The sequence below is a fragment of the Psychrobacillus sp. INOP01 genome (assembly GCF_018140925.1).
Lineage (GTDB): Bacteria > Bacillota > Bacilli > Bacillales_A > Planococcaceae > Psychrobacillus.
In genome coordinates this window covers 2,980,396-3,000,995 of sequence record NZ_CP073315.1, presented here as the reverse complement: position 1 = coordinate 3,000,995, position 20,600 = coordinate 2,980,396, and the positions used below count along the sequence as shown (strand labels likewise).

The 20,600-nt window shown below is 39.2% G+C and carries 6 protein-coding genes and 2 pseudogenes; 3 read left to right on the top strand and 5 right to left on the bottom strand.

Going from position 1 to position 20,600, the window contains the following annotated elements; all coding sequences use genetic code 11:
* Positions 1–40 precede the first annotated feature (40 nt).
* The 4 genes and pseudogenes from KD050_RS14885 to KD050_RS21550 form a co-directional block, all read right to left on the bottom strand.
* Complete coding sequence (locus tag KD050_RS14885; protein ID WP_211893121.1) at positions 41–4,351, bottom strand: S8 family serine peptidase; 4,311 nt, start codon at positions 4,349–4,351, stop codon at positions 41–43.
* 532 nt (positions 4,352–4,883) lie between these two features.
* Positions 4,884–9,608 (bottom strand): endonuclease, encoded by a 4,725-nt coding sequence (locus tag KD050_RS14880; protein ID WP_211893120.1) that lies wholly within the window; start codon positions 9,606–9,608, stop codon positions 4,884–4,886.
* Between the two features lie 96 nt (positions 9,609–9,704).
* Positions 9,705–11,531 (bottom strand): annotated as a pseudogene (locus tag KD050_RS21555) (bifunctional UDP-sugar hydrolase/5'-nucleotidase); the annotation flags it as partial.
* Between the two features lie 645 nt (positions 11,532–12,176).
* Positions 12,177–12,734: pseudogene (locus tag KD050_RS21550) on the bottom strand (S-layer homology domain-containing protein); the annotation flags it as partial.
* Between the two features lie 762 nt (positions 12,735–13,496).
* Here KD050_RS21550 and KD050_RS14870 point away from each other — a divergent pair.
* From KD050_RS14870 to KD050_RS14860, 3 genes are read left to right on the top strand one after another with little or no spacing between them, the layout of a single operon-like run.
* The gene (locus KD050_RS14870) at positions 13,497–15,020 is read left to right on the top strand and encodes a glucosyltransferase domain-containing protein (protein ID WP_211893118.1); all 1,524 of its coding nucleotides are present in this window, start codon (positions 13,497–13,499) and stop codon (positions 15,018–15,020) included.
* A 14-nt stretch (positions 15,021–15,034) separates the two neighbouring features.
* Positions 15,035–15,913, top strand: a complete 879-nt coding sequence (gene galU / locus KD050_RS14865; protein WP_211893117.1) for a UTP--glucose-1-phosphate uridylyltransferase GalU — start codon at positions 15,035–15,037, stop codon at positions 15,911–15,913.
* A gap of 33 nt (positions 15,914–15,946) precedes the next feature.
* Positions 15,947–16,987 (top strand): acyltransferase, encoded by a 1,041-nt coding sequence (locus tag KD050_RS14860; RefSeq protein WP_211893116.1) that lies wholly within the window; start codon positions 15,947–15,949, stop codon positions 16,985–16,987.
* Positions 16,988–17,298: 311 nt separating this feature from the next.
* Here the strand turns inward: KD050_RS14860 and KD050_RS14855 are convergent, their stop codons facing one another.
* Positions 17,299–20,253 (bottom strand): S-layer homology domain-containing protein, encoded by a 2,955-nt coding sequence (locus KD050_RS14855; protein WP_211893115.1) that lies wholly within the window; start codon positions 20,251–20,253, stop codon positions 17,299–17,301.
* Positions 20,254–20,600: the final 347 nt, after the last annotated feature.

Below are 20,600 nucleotides of genomic sequence, written 5' to 3'. Positions count from 1 at the left end.
CCTTCCATCCAATAGGACAGAAGGAGAGTTTTTTAGTTCATTATTTTAAGCCACCCATGAAGTTTGTGAAGATTTTTGCAGCTTGTGCGCGAGTAGTTGGATGTGATGGGTTAAATTTACCGTCAGATCCATTCACTACTTGTAGCTCATAAAGCATAGAGATTGCATTGATCGTTTCTTCGTCGTAGGCAGCGATATCTGAGAATGGTGCTATTTTAGTAGCCGTGTACTTTTTGCCTGTTTTGAATGCATATGCGCGTTCAATCATTAAAGCAAGCTGTGCACGCGTTACTTTTTCAGAAGGCTTAAATTTACCATTATCTCCTTTGATAATGCCGTATTTATAGCCCGCAGCAATTTCCGATTTTGTTTCAGCCGCAAAATTCGCGATATCTTCAAACGGTGCTGCTTCTTGTGTTTCTAATTTTAATGCACGAACGATTAAGGAAGTTGCTTGTGCACGTGTCAAAGATTGCTCTGGTCTGAATGAGCCATCTGGATATCCTTTCATGAAGCCTAATAATGCAGCTTTTTGGATATAATCCGCTGCCCAATGTTTAGCAGGTACGTCTGTAAATATAATTGGTGATGGCGTTGGTGTCACTGGTGGTGTAGGTTTAACTGGACCTGGATTACCCGTTCCTGGATTAGATGTACCCGGGTTTCCGCCACCGCCTCCATTTCCAGGATTTCCTGGGTCTGTTGGTGGATTTGTAACTGTTACGTTTACCGTTTTTTCATTGCCACCATATTTTACAGTAATAGTTGTTTTACCTGCTGCTTTAGCAGTAACTAAACCATCTGTTACAGTAGCTACTTTTGGATCTGCTACTGTGTACGTCGCATCTTTTGTAACATCTTTAACTGTATCTGACTCGAATGTGCCGTAGCTTGGTGGACCATCTGTAATGTTGTTATTAGATTGAACTGGTTCGCTTGCTGGAACTGAATTTTCATATGGCGATACGAGTGTCAGCTTTGGAATTTCGTTTGACTCAAGAGAAGCAATACTTACAGTTTTAGCCGAATTAAGCCCCGAGTCTGCTGGATCTTCAGGTACTACAGGTTCTTCTGGTGTTGCTGGTTCTTCTGGCGTAGTTCCTTCTTCAGGAGTCGCTGGTTCTTCTGGTGTTGTTCCTTCCTCAGGTGTTGCTGGTGCCTCTGGTTTTACTGGCTCTGTTGGTAGAACTACACCTTCAATAACTTGCTCCCCTATGTTACCAGCTGCGTCTTTAATAATTACTTTTACTGATTCAGTTTCAGCTGTCACTGGGAATGAGAAGCTTCCATCTTGATCCAAATCAAAGTCAACTGCTGCCGTTTCTACACCATTTACTGTAGCAATATACGATGCATTTAATTTTTCATTTAGATCGTACTCTAAACCATATAAAGATAATTCTTCATTATAATCAATATATTTGTCTGTTACTTGACCTGTTACTACCCCTTCAGTTACTGCACCAGTAATTTCTGGGTCAGTAGTTTTCACGACGATTGGTCCTACATAGTCAAAAATATTATCATCGTAAGCATTGAAGTCAAATGTGTATAGACCATCAGGAATAATTGTTACAGGTTCTTCACTCCAAGGCTGGTATATTCCGTTAACAGTGAGCTTCCAAGATCCTGCTCCAAGTGAATTCGCAGCATGTAAGTATCCGATGTACCCATCCCCGTATTCTCCGCCGTCAGGATTCATGATATCCCAAACTTCTACAAAGTGAAGGCCAACCGCACCTGTCAATGTGAATGTGAGATCAGCTTTATCTTGCACACCGTCTCCATCAAACGACAAGTCTGTTTCATTAATGCTCATATTTCTAATTTCCGTTGCTGCTTCTCCACCAAAGTCTGCAGCGAATGGCAATGAAATTTCCGTGTATTCATTTTCTACTGATGTTGTTGTTTCTTTTACATTCAGTTGTAGTTTGTCTCCTGTTTTCATGTTCAGTTCTGTTTTGTCTACAGAAAGGGAGGTTTCAGTTTTAGTTTCATCAGCTGGTGTAATGTGAATGTATCCTAGAATTTCATCCCCTGCTTTTGCAGCAGCATTTTTGGACGCAGTCAACGTCACTGTTAACAATTCTTCTCCATCTAATGTAAAGGTAGGTTTATCAACAGTTACAGTCGCGTCGCTAAATTCTTTTGTAACATCAACCGTTACTTTGTATTCTCCACCAATACCTTGAATATCTTTGACTAGTATTTCCTTTGTAACTGAAATATCTTCCTCTAAAGATTGCGGTCCAAATGTTACAGTGCCCTTCAAGTTTTCAACGATTGTTCCACTTGCGTTTTGAACAGCCGTGTCTACTGCATAAGCAAGTACACTTGGGTGGGCTGCCGCGTATGCATCAACACGACCTGCACCTTGAGCGAATACATCGTATTTTGTTTTATCAAGTATTTTTGCTGTATTAGAAAGGGCTACCTTTACGTCAAATGCATTCCAATCTGGATTTGCTTGTTTGACAAGTGCTGCGATACCAGCAATATGCGGTGTTGCCATTGACGTTCCAGTTTTACGATCAAATGCTTCATTATAAACAACATCTGGGAAATCCGCTTTGTACATTGGAATGGTAGACATAATGTTCGTGCCAGGTGCACTTACATCCGGCTTAATATCAAAGTTTGGAGTAGATGGTCCACGTGAACTCGAGTCATTTACATCATCTCCAAGAGTTTTTGCGGAGTCAAAATTACCAAAAGAAACTTTTCCTTCTCCACCATTTAACGCTGCACGAATTGCATCGCCATCTGTTTGGGACATATCATAGGTTGGAATAAATGCAAAGGAATCCCCTAAGAATGTTCCAGATGCGTTCGGTGCGTTCGTACCGCCTGCAAAGTTATGGATAATTGCTGCTACTGCTCCATTTTCTTTGGCATATGCAATTTTATCAACAAATGCAATGCTGCCACGTGAGATCAATGCAACTTTACCGTCTACATCAATACCTTGGTAATCTTTTGCTTCACCGTTTCCAGGAACGGCTACTAAGTCAAACTCTCCTTGAAGTTGTGTTGCTAAGTCTTTACCGAAAGTAGACCCCATTAGTTGAAGTTGTTTCGTCAAGTTGTAGTCTCCAACTGTAACATTTATCTCACCGTTATACATTGTTTCTGGGTTAGTTGTGTTACCAACTGCGATACCCAAACGCGATGTAGCCGGAGGAGATATTGTTCCTCGGTTAGGTCCATCGTTACCAGTTGCAAGTACACCAATTGTTCCCGCCATCATAGCGTTGTTGATCGCAAAGGATCCGGCATCGGTTTCAGTGTTTGATCCTCCGCCTAGAGATAAGTTGATAACATCCATACCCTCTATCACTGCTGTGTCAATCGCTTTTACAATACCTGAATTAGATCCGCTTCCATATGCTCCAAGCACACGGTAAGCGTAAAGATCCACTTTAGGTGCTATCCCTTTAATGCCATATTCGTTCGCACCAATTGCTGCGATTGTACCTGCAACATGGGTACCGTGAGAAGTATAGAATGCACTTCCTCTTTCATTAAACTCAGGAGTTCCTGCTGGACGTTCTACAGGTGAAGTTTCAGATGCATCATCATCTGCACGAGTTCTCGTATAAACGGCCGAGTTCGGGATGAAGTTCTTTCCACCTTTATAAATTCCTGCAAATTCTGGATGATCTGCATCAATACCTGTATCAAGTACCGCTACTTTAATACCTTGCCCTTCAATTCCCTCTTCCCAAAGCTTTTCAATCCCGAGGAAGGAAATACTAGTATTCATCGCAGCATCAACTGTTGTGTCATTTTCAACTGGTTCTAATGAACTTGAATCTTCCATTGCATACACAGTTGTGTCTGGCTCAACCAATGTAACGCCATTGACATTAAGTAGCTTAACAAGATCACTAGCTTTTACGTTAGCTGCAAATCCGTTTAATACTGTGTCATACGAGAAAATTTCTTTATAAGAAATCATTTTATTGTTCATCTCTTTTTTTACAGATGCCTGCTGTGAAATTACTTTCGCTTTCACGGCACTTGCCTCTGATTTCGAGAAACTTTTGCCCGCTAACTCTCTTATACCTTTTTCAAGTGCAACAGGTTTTTCCGAAAGATGAACGATTACCGCTACTTCTTCATCCCCAGTTAATCCTTGTAAATCTTTGTGAAGTGTTGGACCATTATTTGTCAGACTTAGTTGTTCAGCGATAGCCGCTTTCAATGCTAATGTGCTTTCGCTTGGTCCCTGTGATTTGAACGGTGTCTTTTCCGTGTTAGCAAACACACTTGTTGGAGCTAACATTGCAAAGACCATCATAAAGATTAGGAACGCACTAAAGGCTTTGTTAAACATTTTTTTCTTCTTCATTAGATTTCCCCCTGTTCAGCAAATTTGTGCCACATCATTTCTACATGTTCTTAAAAAGACCGCATCCTTTCTACATGTATCATTAGGATTTTTGTTAAAACACCAGATTCACCAATGTTTAACGTGATACTGATACATTGTATGAATGAATGGGCCATGCTATGAAAAAATTAAGTGATTGATATTTTGGGTTTGGGGAATTTGTTGAGTTCTAGGGCTGGGGGTTTTGGGTTTGGCTCTCGTATAGGGTGGTGGCCCTCTCGTATAAAGCCGGTTCGCTCTCGTATAGGTGCCGATCTCTCTCGTTCGGATGGTGGCTCTCTCGTATAAAGCCAGTTCGCTCTCGTATAGGTGCCAATCTCTCTCGTTCATGGAGTGGTCTCTAGTAAGAGCCGAATTTCTCTCGACTGAAAGCATGTCAGGTACATATAAAAAGCCCTGCAGAGAGGTCTCTCTACAGGACTTTAATCAGTTAAAGGTTCTTATTGAATCCAGAATTGTTTGATAACATAGCACCATAAAAAAATCTAAGTTAGTTCCAGATTGATGTTGCCCATTCTGGGTGATCGATGAATGGATTACGATTTCCTTGCCATTTTTGAATGATGTTATTGCGATTGCGCTCGAATTCATCGACTGGGTCTTGCTCGTGCCATTTTAGTAGGGTTGAAAGCTTTCCGTGGTAGGGTGCGCTTCCATTGCCAAGCTTTTCGTTTAGTTCTAAATCTACTTTATCGCCTTGTTCATAACGTGTTGCCATGTAAAAGAGGATTCGAGCAACATCGCCTTTGACACGATTTGGTGGCTCAAAAGAGTTAGAGGAACGTTTACATTCGTCACAATTATTTATCGGACTGCCACCGTTATCAAAATCCAAGTTTCCTCTTGAACTATTCACTTGTACGTCTGTAGGTCTAAGATGGTGGACATCGGTCCCTGGTCCTTTACTTGTACCGAAGTTCCCATGTGATTTAGCCCATGTGTGTTCTCGGTTCCACTGTCCTACATTTCCACCATTGGCATTTTTAGAGCGTGATACTCCAGAGTAAAACAAGATGACATTGTTTGTATTATTCGGATCCTCATCTGTTTCACGTAATGCTTCCCATACTTGGTCATAAGAAAGTTGAGTATGGTCGTCAATTATTTCATGTAGTGCAGCTTTTAACGCTTGCCCTTCTTTACCGATAGCATCTTTATAATAGTCATCGGAAGGTGAGCTAGCGGAAGTTACAAGTACACTGAAGCTTGTCGTTACACTTTTTTCACCATCTGTAGCAGTAACTCCTACAATGTGGCTTCCTTCTGTAAGTTTAAGTTTTAACGTAGAACCTTCAATCGTTCCTAAAGTGGAAGAAAAAGTTAATACTTGGTTTTCTGGGTCTGCAAAATGATCTGTTAATAGGATCGAAATGGACTCTCCGGTTTTAACTGTTTGACTTGGAATACTTTTCTTTACTACTGGTGCTTGGTTTTCACCAGGTAAAGAAGGAACCACAATGGGTTCCCCTTTCGAATTTGTAATTTTAATGTTTTTGCTATCCGCACCATTAATAAATTCAAATTCTTGAATATTTTCAGCGCCTCTTATTTCTTTTACGTTTGTTCCATTAATAATCACTTTTTGGACATTGGTACCTTTGAAATCCATAATCGCGCCAGCTTTTTCTGGTTTAATCGTTACAGTTTGCTCTGCAAAGCCTTCTCCATGGAATTCTGCATAATTACCTGTGAATAGAATGCCTTCTGTGATTTCTGATGCATCGTCAAGTGTGATAGAAACGCTAGGTTTGCCAATAGTTAGTTTCTTTGTTTGAAGATTTTTGATGTTGTATGTTTTTTCAGCTGTAATCGGTGTAACAACATCATCTGCTAAAATATCAATTTGTACCATTACTGGATCATGGTCACTTGCCCGTCCTGCCATATCGGTAAAGTCTGCATTGATATGAAGAATGTCGATTTTCGTTTTATTTTCTAAGTTTTTAGTGACTAAAATATGATCTAGTACTTGTGAGTTTCCTTGATATAGGTATGTGTATCGATCTGACGTCTCCACTTTGTTAATCATGTTTGTCATGTTTTCACCTTCGTGAATTAAAAGGGAATCGGCAAATTGATAATCGTTGAAGTCACCTAAAGATACAACGTTTGCATCTGGGTTTTTCGTTTTAATATCTACAACAAAGTCAGAAACAATTTTTGCAATTTTTTTACGTTGGATTTCACTGTCGTATTTTGGTGGTTGGATGGATCCGAATAATGGTGTATCACCAGTTTTAGAGTTCCAATGATTCGCAATAACGACGACGCTTTCACCTTTAAAATCAAATTGTGCTGCTAAAGGTTTACGGCTGCTGTTAAATGCACTATTCGATGGATCGATACGACCTGGGTTAAGTGTTAGCTTACCATCTTTGTAACCAACCGCATTAGTCGCATTTCCAGCAGAAATACCTTCTGTCAACTTTACTCGTTCTGGATTATAAAGGAACCCAACACGAATATTAGCATTTGGTGCTCCGCCGTCTTGATTGTTTACTGGGTCAATATTTACATATTTATAGGTTGGTCCACCGGCAGCACTAATTGCAGCGATTAGTCTGCTATAACTTTGGTCCGCTCTTGAGTCTCCAGTACCTTCACCATTATTATCCTGTACCTCTGTTACACCTACAATGTCAGGAGCTTGCATATCCGAAGCAATTGCTCTTGCTAATTTACGTGCTTTGTCATCTGTTGTGGATGTTTTGTTATTCGAGAAGTTTTCTAAGTTATAAGAAGCAATTGTTAACTTATCTTCTGCTTTTACAATTGTTGTTTTTTCCGGTGTTGCAGTTCCTTTTGTATGAGCAGCTTTCATTTCATTTAAAGAGACATAGATTTTAAAGTTTTGGAATGAATAGCCTACCACTCCCGTTATCGGTCCTTTAAATTTGTCTCCAGTTGCTACTTCGAAATCACGACCAGGTCCATTTGGCTCTAAACGGAATTGCACGCGATTTGGATTTTGATTATCCTTTTCATATAAAACCCCGCCATGAAGGGAGTTCGTTGGAGCGTTTTCCAAAACGGTGATCAAATCGCCATGCTCTTGAGGCGCTACCGCTTTCACATTTCCGACTTGCACGCGCATTCCTTCGATACTTTCCCAGAAATCGATTGCATCTACCGTCGGATTGAAAACAGTAAGATTGTCGCTATCAATTTTAGCGAGAGACATTTTAGTTTCATCGATTAAGATCGGAGCTGGTAAAGCTACGCCACTTTTAATGACTTCGACTTTTCCACCTTGGTCATTTCGAACATTGATTTGCGTAGTTTTCAAATCAGTTGTTTGACGATCAGTATATCCGTCATATGCAAATTCACTTACTCTCCCAGTGACTGATACTAAATCTCCTACTTTAATCGGCCATGTGTTTGTTCCGCTGTAAAGTACAATGGCTTCAGAAGTATTAGGATTCGTATCCGCTAACTCATCCGGTGTTTGGATATGATAGTAGGTTGCACCATTTAATAAGAACGAGTAAGTAACAACTCCTTGAATGCCCTCTACTGTCTTATTGTCAAAAGATGTGAAGTGTCCTGCTCCTTGGATATCATGAATTTGAAGACTATCTGTAATTGTATATTCGAATGATTTTACTTCACTAAAAGTACCATCTTGTGTTTTTACGACTGCTTTAAGTGTTGAATTTTTTGTGATAGTAATCGGAGATGCATATTTTACACCAAATTCAATTGGATCTTTTCCATCCACTGTGTAAAAAATTTCCGAATTTGCCGTAGTTGTGGATAATGTAACTGTTGTGCTTCCAACAAAAGTTCCACTTCCCGGGTTTGCTATAACAGGTTGTATGATGGAGCTATCCGCCACAATATCTGAAACTGAGCGAGGGATAATTTGATAAGCTGCGTCAAATTGTTGCACAATACCAGTAATGGATTCGTACGTATTACCTACAATTAAACCCAATGAGTTGTTTTCATCTCGAACGATGAACTCTGTCGTTCCATCTGTTGCTGTATAGTTTCCTGCATTTACTGCAGTTAGTGTAATTTGTTTTGCTTGGACAAGAAGTGATTCATTGTTTTCGTTCACTTCCGCTCCTGTTACAACCTTAGGAGTTGGAGCACCTACATTTTCAGTCTTTGCAACAATCGTTGCACCGTCTAATTGAAGAAGTCCACGGAATTCCGCTAATTTCCCAGTAAGCGTTACTTCATCACCTACAGTTGCAGCTATACTTGTCGGACGTATTGCGATACCGCCTGTCGCATCTTGAACTGAAATGGAATTTTTCAAGTTTGCAGCTACTATCCCTTTAACAGTAACGGTTTCTCCAAGAGCTGTATTTCGTGCTTCTGCAATGGTCAATGCTCCAGTTTCACTTATCACCGTATAGGAGAATGTAGAAATTTGACTGTTTACATAGCCTTCTTTTATTGCAATTGCTTTAATCGTCATGTCTTTGTCGATAACAATTGGAGTTTCATATTTAATACTTGAATCAGACGGATCAGATCCATCTGTCGTATAGTAAATGGAAGCTTCTTCCGTGTTAGTCGATAATGTAATTTCTGTGCCTACTGGTACAGTCGATGAAGGGATAGAAACTGTTACAGTTTCTACTTGAGTTTCTCCCGGATCCGTGCCACCAATATCCATTGTGTGAGAGCCTAAATTGGAAGAATCGTCTTTTGGTAGTGTCGTCCATTCCGCAGTTGGATCGAATGCGTCATCGATTACTCTGTCGCCTTCTGTAACTGAACTTTTGCGTACTAGTGTAACATCCGCACCGAAATTATTTTTGGAACCATTTGCCTGCCCGATAGAGTCAATCACTTCACCTGATTTCCTTAAAACAATAGGGTCATCGCCATTGAAATTAATAACATTCGAATCAACTTGATTTCCTTTGCTTTTTATATCAGCATTTGCATCTTTATGATGTACTACATATGTGTCATCATTATCTAAGCTTCCCGATAATGTCATTTTATTTCCTGCTGTAACTGCTCCATTTGAATGAAGTTCAAGTGTATATGCACTTAAATCTACTGTAGCCCCTGTTCCGTTGTAAATCTCAATTGCTTTATTAAAACTGCTTCCTTCAATATACTCTGAAATAATTAGCTCCGATGCATTCGTAGCGGCTATAGCCTTCGATGGCAACACTGGAATTACTAGACCAGCTACTAAACTTGCAGATAAGAAAGCATTTATGGGCCTCTTCCAATTCCTTTTACTCATCTATACAATTCTCCTTTTATATAGGGATTTCTAGTAAAGTTATTATGTTGATTTACCAAGCTTTCTACTTTCTATTCGAAAGCTTGGTGATTGGTATTAAAAAATTGTCTCTCCATCCACAATGATTCCATCAAGATCTAAGGTTTCTCCGTTTAGCCCCGAAAGGTCCAAGTTGCCTTTAACCGTAATATTAGAAAGTGTCATATTATTAGAGGGATTTCCTGTAATAGTTAAATTCCCTTTAATAATGGCATTTCCAAGGAAGGACACTTCTGTAACCGAAACCGTCACGTCGCCATTGTACACTTTTGGTACTTCTACAGTGCCTGAGAAATCGTCCTCGTCAATATTTCCACCTGGGTATTCATTGTTTGGGTCTTCATCCTTCACGTCGACAATACGTCCTTCGACTTTTGGATCCACGTTCCCTAAACTTACAAGGTGCTCACTGAAATTTTCCCAATCGGATAGACCGAGATCCGTAACTCTACCTTCTGCGTAGGCTTTTGCTAATACCGTATAGCCGTCTCCACCTTTAGCAGTGAATGCGTTAGTTGCAATGGTATACTTCTGGGTATCTTGTATTTCAGTGTAACTACCTTCTGCATTTTTATAAGCAATGGATACAACTCGTTGACCAACAGGCTTGGACGAATCATACTTTACTTTTGCACCTGATACATGAAGGAATCCTCCATTTTCACGTGGAAGTTCTTTGAAGCTAATTTCAAACGTTTCTTTGATTTCTGCTCCAGTTAACTCCATCGTCGCTAATGTATTTCCGAATGGAAGCACGGTAATCACTTCACCTACTGTAATAGGTCCTTGATTGATCGCTGATCTAATTCCTCCACCATTTTGGAATGCCATGACTACATTTTTGTTGTACACTTTTGCTTTACTAAGCATGCCATCTGTAATTACATTTCCTAGTGGCGTTTCGTTGCTACGAACACTATTACTACTATTTGCATTTGAACGTGGATTTTCTAATGCATTTACAGCAATTGCACCAGTTTCTTCGTTTGATATATCTTTAATTCTATCAGAGTATTTCTTTAATATTTCAGCCGCTGCAGGGTCTGCAGCTTTATCCGCAACTTTTATCAACTTTCCTGCATGTCCAACAATAACCCCGTTTTTGTCGAATGTGACATCCAATGTTCCAAGGAAATCAGCATATTGGTAAGCTTGCACAATAATTGTAGGCTGAGCATTTTTGCTTACTAAAACTGGTTTGTCTAGTTGTGTATGACTATGTCCACCGACAATTACATCGATACCTTCGACTGCTTTAGCAAGTTCCATATCATTGTCCACTGCGGGATTGTCGTCGTAGCCAATATGTGTGATCGCAACGATTTTGTTAACACCCATTTTTTCAAACTCAGCAACCATCTTTTTCGCATCGTCGATATAGTTAGAGAACTCGATCTTACCTGGACTTGAAATGTCTTTCGTTTCGGCAGTTGTTAAACCGAAGATACCGATTTTCTCTCCATTTACTTCCTTTACTATTCCCGAATAAATATTGGCTTTCTCAGGTTTATCCGCAATTTTAGTATTGAACAAACCTGTAAATAGACCGTCTTTTGAAAAATCGACGTTTGCAGATACAAACGGGAAGTTCGCTGCTTTGATGAAATCTGCTAATGCTTTGTGACCTTCAGGTGATGAACCAAGATCAAATTCGTGGTTACCAAACGTCATTGCATCGACTTTCATTAAATTCATAAATTCTAAGTCAGCTTGTCCTTTAAATTCATTAAAATAGAGAGTTCCCGAGAAAACATCCCCTGCATCTAATAACAATGAGTTCGGTTTAGCAGCACGTACTTCATTGACCGCTGTCACACGTTTTGCGGCATTATCCAGGTGAGCATGTGTATCGTTAAAGTGCATAATAGATAAGTCGAAGTTTTTATCTTCTGGTTTTGTTGGTGGATTAGTGTTACCGCCTCCGCCTCCACTTCCTCCTCCGCCAGAAGATGGTGGAGTCACTGGTTTGGCATCTGGGTTCGCTACGCCATTAATCTTTTCGATATTTGCCTTTACTTTGTCATAGTTTGGAATGATATCTTTTGCTTGTGTTCCAGCTGGTAGAAGAAGGTCGCCGATTTTAGCATTTGTGCCGAGTGTGACTTTTGTATTTTTCGATTGGACTTTTAGTTTTTCAACCTTAGCATCTACTGTGACTGAGGTAGTTCCTTGCTTTATTTGGAGTGATGCTAATAATATGTTTTTGATCGTAATGAAATTGCCATTAGTTGAAAGTTCACCATTAAATTTATCACCTTTACCATCCAGTACAAGGTAGTTGTTAGCTGTTCCGCTTGCTTGTATCTCGATGTAGCTAATATTATCGATTTCCTTGTCTTTCACTGTGTATTTTATATGTGAACCTTTCAATATTGCTAAATTGGATTCGCTTAAGATGTTAGCGAAGCTTTTAGGTATTGCGTATGTTCCATCTGAGACTGTGAGTTCATTATTAGATATATTTTGTATTAAAACTGCTTCTTGTTTTTTGGTAGCTTCCGTTCGGTAAATAAAGGAAGCAGCTTGTCCACGTGTAACATATGCATTTGGATCATACTTGCTAGCCGTCTTACCGGTTGTAATTTTATGGTCAAATAAGGTTTGAATGTAATTCGCATGCCATTCATTGTTTTTCACATCATCAAACGGTAGATTACTATACTTCTCTTCTTCAAACTTAAAACCTTTTACTAGCATCTTAGCCATTTGAGCTCGTGTTAAATTGCCATCTGGATGGAATGTATTATTTTCATAGCCTTTTAAAACGCCAGCCTCGACAAGCGCAGCAATCGCTTCATAGTTTGGATGGCTGGTGCTCACATCTTTGAATTCAGGATTTTTTACGTTTTTTGTATCTAATCCTAAAGCAAGCGCCATTATTTTGGCAGCGTGTGCTCTGCTAATGTTTTCAGACGGTCTAAACGTGCCATCTTCAAAACCAGAGATTATTCCTCTGGCTGTCAAATTCTTCACAGCCTCATAGAAATGCTGGGATGCTTGTACATCGGAGAAGGATTTTTCATTCACATCTGCTGCTAATGCATTAGGTGGTGACAATGTTACTAGTGATCCAGTTGCTAAAGCCATTGCCAGTGCTGCTTTATATGTCCGTTGTCTTAGCTTTCTTCTTTCTTTCATAAACTAGCCTCCTATTAATCTATAGTCGCATTGAGGGACTGCCAAATTTCCTATACCTTTCACCATATGTTAGGTACTAGAGAAAGATTCCAATTACTTGAGATATAGATTTCCATTTCTACGGCTATAGGATTTTGAGAATTTGCAGGTATTCTACAATTTCCATTTCCTGAGTTGGTTAAGTTTTGGGGATTGGGATTTTGTAGTTGGCTCTCGTATGGAGGCGTGGCTCTCTCGTATGGAAGTGGATTGCTCTCGTATGAGTGGAAATCTCTCTCGTTCGGGGGTAGCTCTTTCGTATAGATGCGGATCTCTCTCGTATGAGAAACAAACTCTCTCGTATAGAAGTGGATTGCTCTCGTATGAGTGTGGAAATCTCTCTCGTTCGGGGATAGCTCTTTTGTATAGGTGCGGATCACTCTCATATGTGGATAAAGCTCTCTCGTATGAGCGGCGAGCTCTCTCGTAATGAAGTGGATCTCACTCGTATCGGTAGCAATCTCTCTCGCATAGAAAGTGTGGTGGGTACTTTTATAAGGTTTCCAATAGGAAGTAAAGTTATTTGGAAGCTGATGCACTTGTTGCATTTTCTCGTGGTGCGAAAACTTGTTGTATTCCATCCAATACGTCCATTTCCCTACTCGACTACTTTTCAACCGTGTAGCTATGCTATAATTTGAAGGGATTAATATGATTAAAAGGAGTACATGTATGCCAGAACAAATTTTAGAGAAATTCAAGCAGTGGATTCGCCCAGAGTGGAAGTCTGCATTTATGGCCAGTGTTGTTATTGGCTTTTTGATTCATTTATACGCATTTGTCAATTATTTACCTAACCATGATGGACTTATTAATATTCATAATACGCAATTGAAATTTAAATTAGGGCGTTTTTTCCTCGGTCCCTTTAGTGGAATTAGCTCCTATTTTGATCTACCGTTTGTTATCGGTGTATTGTCTATCCTCTATTTAGCGGTAACAGTCGTGCTGATTGTAGAGATTCTAAAGCTTCGGAAAACCTTGTCCATTTGGTTAACAGCTGGTTTGGTTGTAAGCTTTCCAACTATTGCTTCGACGTTTTCTTATATGTTCACTGCTGATGGGTATATGATGGGCTTTTTACTTGCTGCCCTAGCTATTCTTGTAACACAGAAGTTTAGATATGGCTTTATAGCAGGAGCCTTCATCTTCTATTTATCGGTCGGAATTTATCAGGCCAATCTTCCACTTGCACTAACTTTAATAGCGTTAGTATGGTTACAGGATCTTTTATTTGGAAATAAAAAGTTGAAAGTAATTATTAGTAAGTGGATTAGCTACGTATTGACGATTGGTGTCGGAATGATCCTTTATGCCATTACATTTAAAATCTATCAAACCTATTTTGCTGGGGAGATTTCGGATTATCAGGGTTTAAGTGAAATTGGAGCTGGATCCTTGAGTCTGGTATCGGCTTTTGTAGCTATTAAGAATTCCATGGTGGCCTTTTTCTTTGGAGGTTTCCAGGCTGATACAGCAATGACTTTCTTGGATGTGTTGAATGCGTTCTTAGTAGTTGTAACTATCGCTAGCTTTATATGGACATTACGTAAACTACCACTTGTACATATTATACTTGCTGTTGGCATTTTCGTTATGATGCCAGTGCTTTCTTATTGTATGTATTTCGTGTCACCTGGTGTGGAATATCACATGCTGATGGTGATGGGACTTGTTAGTTTTTATTTGCTCCCAATTTTATTTTACGATCGGATGACTAGTGAAAAAGGATTTGGACAAGGGATAGCTTGGTCTACTGTTATCGTACTTGGGTTGACCGTGTTTAACTTTGGACTAATCGCGAATATTTCGTATTTTAATACGACATTAAAGTATGAAAAGTCGGTTTCCTATGCTAATCGAGTGTTGGACCGTATAGAACAAACTGCTGGCTATGAAAACGTCACGAAGCTTGCGATATATGGAACATATTATTTGAAATCGGAGTTAGGCTCATCGACAATACCAGATAGACTTCCATCTATGACGGGAGTTATTGGAGAAACCATTCTAGCACAGCCTTACCATTATCAGTATTTATTTGCCAATGAGTTTGGTGAATCGTTCCACTTAGCGAGTCCAGAGGAGAAACAGACTATTCAGGATACCGAATGGTTCGAAGGCATGCCTACTTGGCCGCATCCCGATTCAGTTCGAGTCGAGGGTGATATTATGGTGATAAAGCTAAATAAATAAAGGACGTTGATACAATGAGTACTATAAAAAAAGCAATTATTCCAGCGGCAGGTCTTGGCACACGATTCCTTCCTGCCACAAAAGCGATGCCGAAAGAAATGCTTCCAATCGTAGATAAGCCAACCATTCAATATATAGTAGAAGAAGCAATCGCATCTGGTATTGAAGATATTATTATCGTAACGGGAAAGCATAAACGCGCCATCGAAGATCACTTTGATAACGCATATGAGCTAGAGGCAAACTTGCTGGAGCACGAAAAATTTGACTTGTTAAATAAAGTACAGGCCCCTTCCACTGTGGATATCCATTATATTCGTCAAAAAGAACCGCTTGGGCTAGGACATGCCATATGGTGTGCACGTAAATTTATCGGGGATGAGCCGTTTGCCGTGTTACTGGGAGATGATATTGTTTCCAGTGAAGTGCCTTGTCTTGCTCAGCTGATCAGCCAATTTGATGAAGTACAAAGTAGTGTTATCGGTGTACAAAAAGTGCCTTTAGAGGACGTTCATCGATATGGTATTATAGATCCGATTAATGCAGATGATCGTTTGATGAAGGTTCGTCAATTTGTGGAGAAGCCAAAACAGGCAGATGCACCTTCCCAATTTGGAATTGTCGGTAGATATATTTTAACACCAGCTATTTTCTCTCTACTAGAAGACCAAAAAATCGGTGCTGGTGGCGAAATTCAGTTAACGGACGCGATTGAGCGATTGAATAGAAGTGAACCAGTGTATGCCTATAATTTTGAGGGTAAACGCTACGATATCGGTGAACAGCTTGGTTTCATCGATACGACTATTGCTTTTGCTTTAGAAAGACCTGATTTGCGTCAAGGTGTGGAGGATATTTTGAAGAAATATGTGAAATCACTAGTGTCTCATTAATCTCTTTTTATGAGCAAGATAAGGAGTACTTAAATGGCTAAAAAACGCATTTTTTATATGGATTATGTAAGGGCTATCGCAATTATTGGTGTATTGGTAATACATACAGCTGCACCATATGCAACAATGTACAACAAAGTCGACTTTTGGATTTGGGAGTCTAGCATTATTTATAACTCGCTAGTTCGATGGTGTGTTCCATTATTCTTAATGGTAAGTGGGGCATTACTATTAGGTAGAAAAGAAGAATCCTTGACCGATTTCTTTACAAAACGGGCGAACCGGATTATTGTCCCTTTCCTATTTTGGTCTGTATTTTACTTTGCTTGGAGGCACTTCTATTACGGTGCTGATCTTTCTATTACAAAGATGATCTCTCAAATGCTGAACAATGGTACATACTATCATCTTTGGTATTTTGCTGCGTTAATCGGGATTTATTTATTGGTTCCTATTTTTAATGTATTTGTGAATCATGCATCCCGTACACTAGTAGGATATCTTGTACTTTTGTGGATTATGGTATATGGAGGATTCCGCTATTATTCGTTTATCATCCCGAATGATGTCGCTACTTTTTTCCCATTAACGGAGTTTATCGGCATGTTTTTAATGGGCTATTACTTTTCTAAATTCGAACAACCTTTAAAAGCACGAATCGTTATTTATCTACTAGGTATCATTGGTGGAACTGGCACCATTTTACGAACAAACTCTTTCGCATTCGATCAAGGTGCTTTTTCTAGCTACGCCTTTTCGTATTCCAGTCCAGGAGTCATCGCCATGTCGATTGCATTGTTTGTTTTCATCAAATATGCCATTACTCATTTGAGTGAGAAAAATACTGATTTTCAAGCTGGAAAGATTATTAAACTCATCTCTGCAACAAGCTTCGGCATTTACTTGGTGCATCCCGTGATATTGGATTTGTTAAGACCTTTCTTTCATGAAGGATTGGACATATACATCCACCCAGTTATAGGGATTCCATTGCAGACACTTATATTATTAGTGATTTCTGCTATTGTTAGTTGGGTTATTGGTAAGATTCCTGTGTTGAATAGAACAATCTAAGATTGAAGGGAAAAGTGAGCGGTTTTTGCTCGCTTTTCTCTTTTTTTGTTTAAGGTATGTGGTGGTTGTCCTGGTTTATGTGGTGGCTAGGGAGGTTTATGTGGTGATTGGATGAATTTATGTGGTAGCTACTAGTTTGTGTGGTGGTTGGATCGGGTTATGTGGTGGTTGTCCTGGTTTATGTGGTGGCTAGAGAGGTTTATGTGGTGGCTAGAGAGGTTTATGTGGTAGCTGGAGGGATTTATTTGGTGGCTTGTAATATATAATTTCAAGTAAATAAGAAAATCCTCTCAGATGAGAGGATTTTTGTTTTATTGGCCTACGATTACTTGTGTTGTTAGGGTGTTGCCGTCTACGATGTAGGTTAAGTAGAATGTGTCGCCTTTTTCTACATCCTTGAATGTTAGGGTATTGGTTCCATTGCCTGTTACGGTTGGTGCTATATTGTCCGCGTCTGCGTTAACTAGGTTGGTTGCTGTTAGTTTGATACGGCTTGCTGCAGTTTTGGAAATATCTTCTCCGTATTGATCGGTGATTTTCAATACTGCTCTTAAATCGGCTGAAGCGATATTTACGGTTGCTGTTGTTGCTGGGATTTTTATCACTTGGTTCTCAATTGTCAGGCCATTGGTTGGTTGGAGCTCAACACTACTTGCAAGTGGCTCTGCCTTTGTCACGATGATCTCTTGATCGAGTGTTACTGGCTGACGGTCAGCATTTACGATTACTTTTACTGGAACAGCTTTATCTTCTTTATCTACAATATCTTTTGTTCCTCGAACGGATAGTTTTCCGTTTAATACATTATAAATGAGATCATTATGCCCAGTGATTACGGTATATTCTGCTTTTGGTACAACGAGTCTATTGCCATCTGATGTGATTCCATAAACAATCAATTCGGTAGCATAGTTTTCTACTGTCAAATTCGATGGGTTATCGTAAATTTGTGAAATAGGTTTCATTTCATAGGAAACGATGCTTGCTTTATCGATTACTCTTAGATTCATATCATATTCACTAGATTCTTGCGATTGAGCGCTGCCTTTCGAATCTACTTTTTGTAAAGTCAGCTTGATCGCATCTGCACCTTTTTTACTGCCCGTTACAGTTACTTCGTTTTTAGCTGAAATAACTTTGTTTGTTGAAATTTTTACTTTGTCATCCATTGCATCTACTTTAACTAAGTATTTACCTGCGTTTGCTGTTGTTTCAGCTGTTGCTAGGTTTGAATCAGACAATATGAATTCTCGATCATACTGATCTAACACAATAATTGACTCTTTGTTTAATGTAAATGCCCCGCCAACTAGTAGATTTGTTTCTAAATCTTTTGTTGCTACAATCTTTTTTGCTTCTGCTTTCGCTTTAACTGTTACGAGAAGTGTTTCTGACCTCTTCGTTGCTGTTGTTGCGGATATTAGTACTTGACGATCTTTTGTTGATTTTGAAGAATCGGTTAATATTAATTTTGCTTTGCCCGTCAATGGATCGCTTTCTATCGTTGCCTTTACATTCGCATCATTCGTTGATACAGTCACGCCATTTGACTTATTTAAAGTTACTGGGTTTGTGATTTCATTGCCATCAATTCCTCGTATTTGGAAAGCCACTTCTGTCTTTTCATCTGCAACAACTAGATTTGGAGTGTTGAGTGAAATCGTATCAGCTTTCACACCTTCTGCAACTACTACCTCAAATTTAGCCGTTTTCCCGGTAGATTTTGAAGCAATTGAAATAGTTGCTTTACCAGTTTTCTTAGTTTTCGGCTGTTTTAGCTCAAGAACAGTTTGTTTTTGACCATCTATTATCAATTGTGAAAAAGTAGGTGAGGTTACGCTTTTGTTCACATCAACAATCGTTGTATCTGAAATCGAAACGGTAACGTCTTTTGCGATATCTTGAAATGGCACTTCAAGGCCGTATTGATCGATTGCCTTTAAAACTAAATGAAAGTCTTCATATGTAGCATCAGGATCTAAAGTAGCACTTGGATTCAAATCGTTATACACATTTTTAATACTCACTTCAGCTACTTTTGATAGTTCAGAAACGCGAACAATTTTAGATCCTGAGATGGAAGTCTTTGTATCCAATAAAGTGACCGATATATTATCCCCTAGCTTAAAGTTAGAGGACGCTGCAGCTTTCGAGATTTCTATAACGCCTTCAGTTGGCTTTACAGTAATGTCACTACCTGCTCCTGCCACGTCAGTGTTTGCTACTAAATTATGACTAATGGATGTCATATCTTCTCCGTATTGGTTTTCTACTTTATAAGGAATACGTACTTTACTTCCCGCAACATTCGGGATTGCAGCATTCGCTGGAAACTTAATAGCAGTCACTATTTCATCCGTTACAGTTGTAGATTTCGATAGGCTTGTCTCTGGGCTTCCAGTTACAGCAACATTATATGTTCCAGCTGTTAACCTTTCGGATAATAAAATCTTCGCTGATTTATTATCTTTTGCGAATTCCACACTCGTGATTGCTACATCTGAAGTCCCTTTTTTAACTGTAATTTTAGAAGAAGAATCGACTACTTTATTGAAAGTTACGGTTAATGCTTGAGCACCAGTAGCTTTAAAGGTTGTAATTGATGCCGGCTTTAATAGAATAACTCTTTGAAGGAATGTTGCAAATTGACCTCTAGTAGTTGTGCTTTTAGGATTAAATTTATCTAAAGCAGGGTTTGTAATATCAAAGTAATCAAGTACAGCGATATAAGGGCGTGCAGCCTCTTTGGCGTTCGCCAAATCTTTCACATCAGCTTTAAATACTTGTTTGGCTACATAATCTTCTAAGTTAGCATCTTCTCCGATATTCATCAGACGAACCAAGGCAATAGCCATATCTTCTCGGGTCATTTTTTGTTGAGCTAAAAGTTTATCTTCCGTTCCCCAAAATATCCCATTGTCTTTTATCAAGGCTGCATATTTTAATAGTTCGTCATTATCATTAGTTAGTGCTATATCTGAAAAACGTGATTTTGTCTTATAGTTTTCCGGTACCACGAAGCCCTCTGCCACTAAATATTTTCCAATTAGTTTCACTACATCGGAGCGTATTAATGTTTTGTTTGGCTTGAACGAACCATCTGGATAGCCCGTAATAACACCAGCATCCACCAATGCATAAATTGCTTCTTTATGTGTGTTGTCGATTGTATCTGAGAAACTTGCTGCGAAAGCCGTTGGTGCAATAGCTGTTGCTACTAAAGATATAGCTACAGAACTCGCTAGAAACTTATTTTGTTTTTTCATATATGAATTTCCCCCTTTTTAATGAACATCACCGCAAAAATTAGACGAAATAGATTGTTAATAGTTTCCCCTACTCCTAGTATATAACAATTTTGTTTGGATAGGGATTCTATTTTTGGAATTGTAAGCATACTTGGATTGATGGTGAAGTTTATGTGGTGGTTGATTGGTTTTATGTGGTGTATAGCAGGATTTATGTGTTGGACAATAGGTTATGTGGTGTATAGCAGGATTTATGTGTTGGACAATAGGTTATGTGGTGGATGTTTTGTTTTAAGTGGTGCCCACCAGTTTATGTGACAACTATCATTTGAGGGAAAGTAAAACTAAAAATAAGCGGCTGATTT

Coding starts and splice junctions, on each gene's coding strand:
- galU (WP_211893117.1), top strand. CDS start 15,035: ATGAGTACTATAAAAAAAGCAATTATTCCAGCGGCAGGTCTTGGCACA.
- KD050_RS14855 (WP_211893115.1), bottom strand. CDS start 20,253: ATGAAAAAACAAAATAAGTTTCTAGCGAGTTCTGTAGCTATATCTTTA.
- KD050_RS14870 (WP_211893118.1), top strand. CDS start 13,497: ATGCCAGAACAAATTTTAGAGAAATTCAAGCAGTGGATTCGCCCAGAG.
- KD050_RS14860 (WP_211893116.1), top strand. CDS start 15,947: ATGGCTAAAAAACGCATTTTTTATATGGATTATGTAAGGGCTATCGCA.
- KD050_RS14880 (WP_211893120.1), bottom strand. CDS start 9,608: ATGAGTAAAAGGAATTGGAAGAGGCCCATAAATGCTTTCTTATCTGCA.
- KD050_RS14885 (WP_211893121.1), bottom strand. CDS start 4,351: ATGAAGAAGAAAAAAATGTTTAACAAAGCCTTTAGTGCGTTCCTAATC.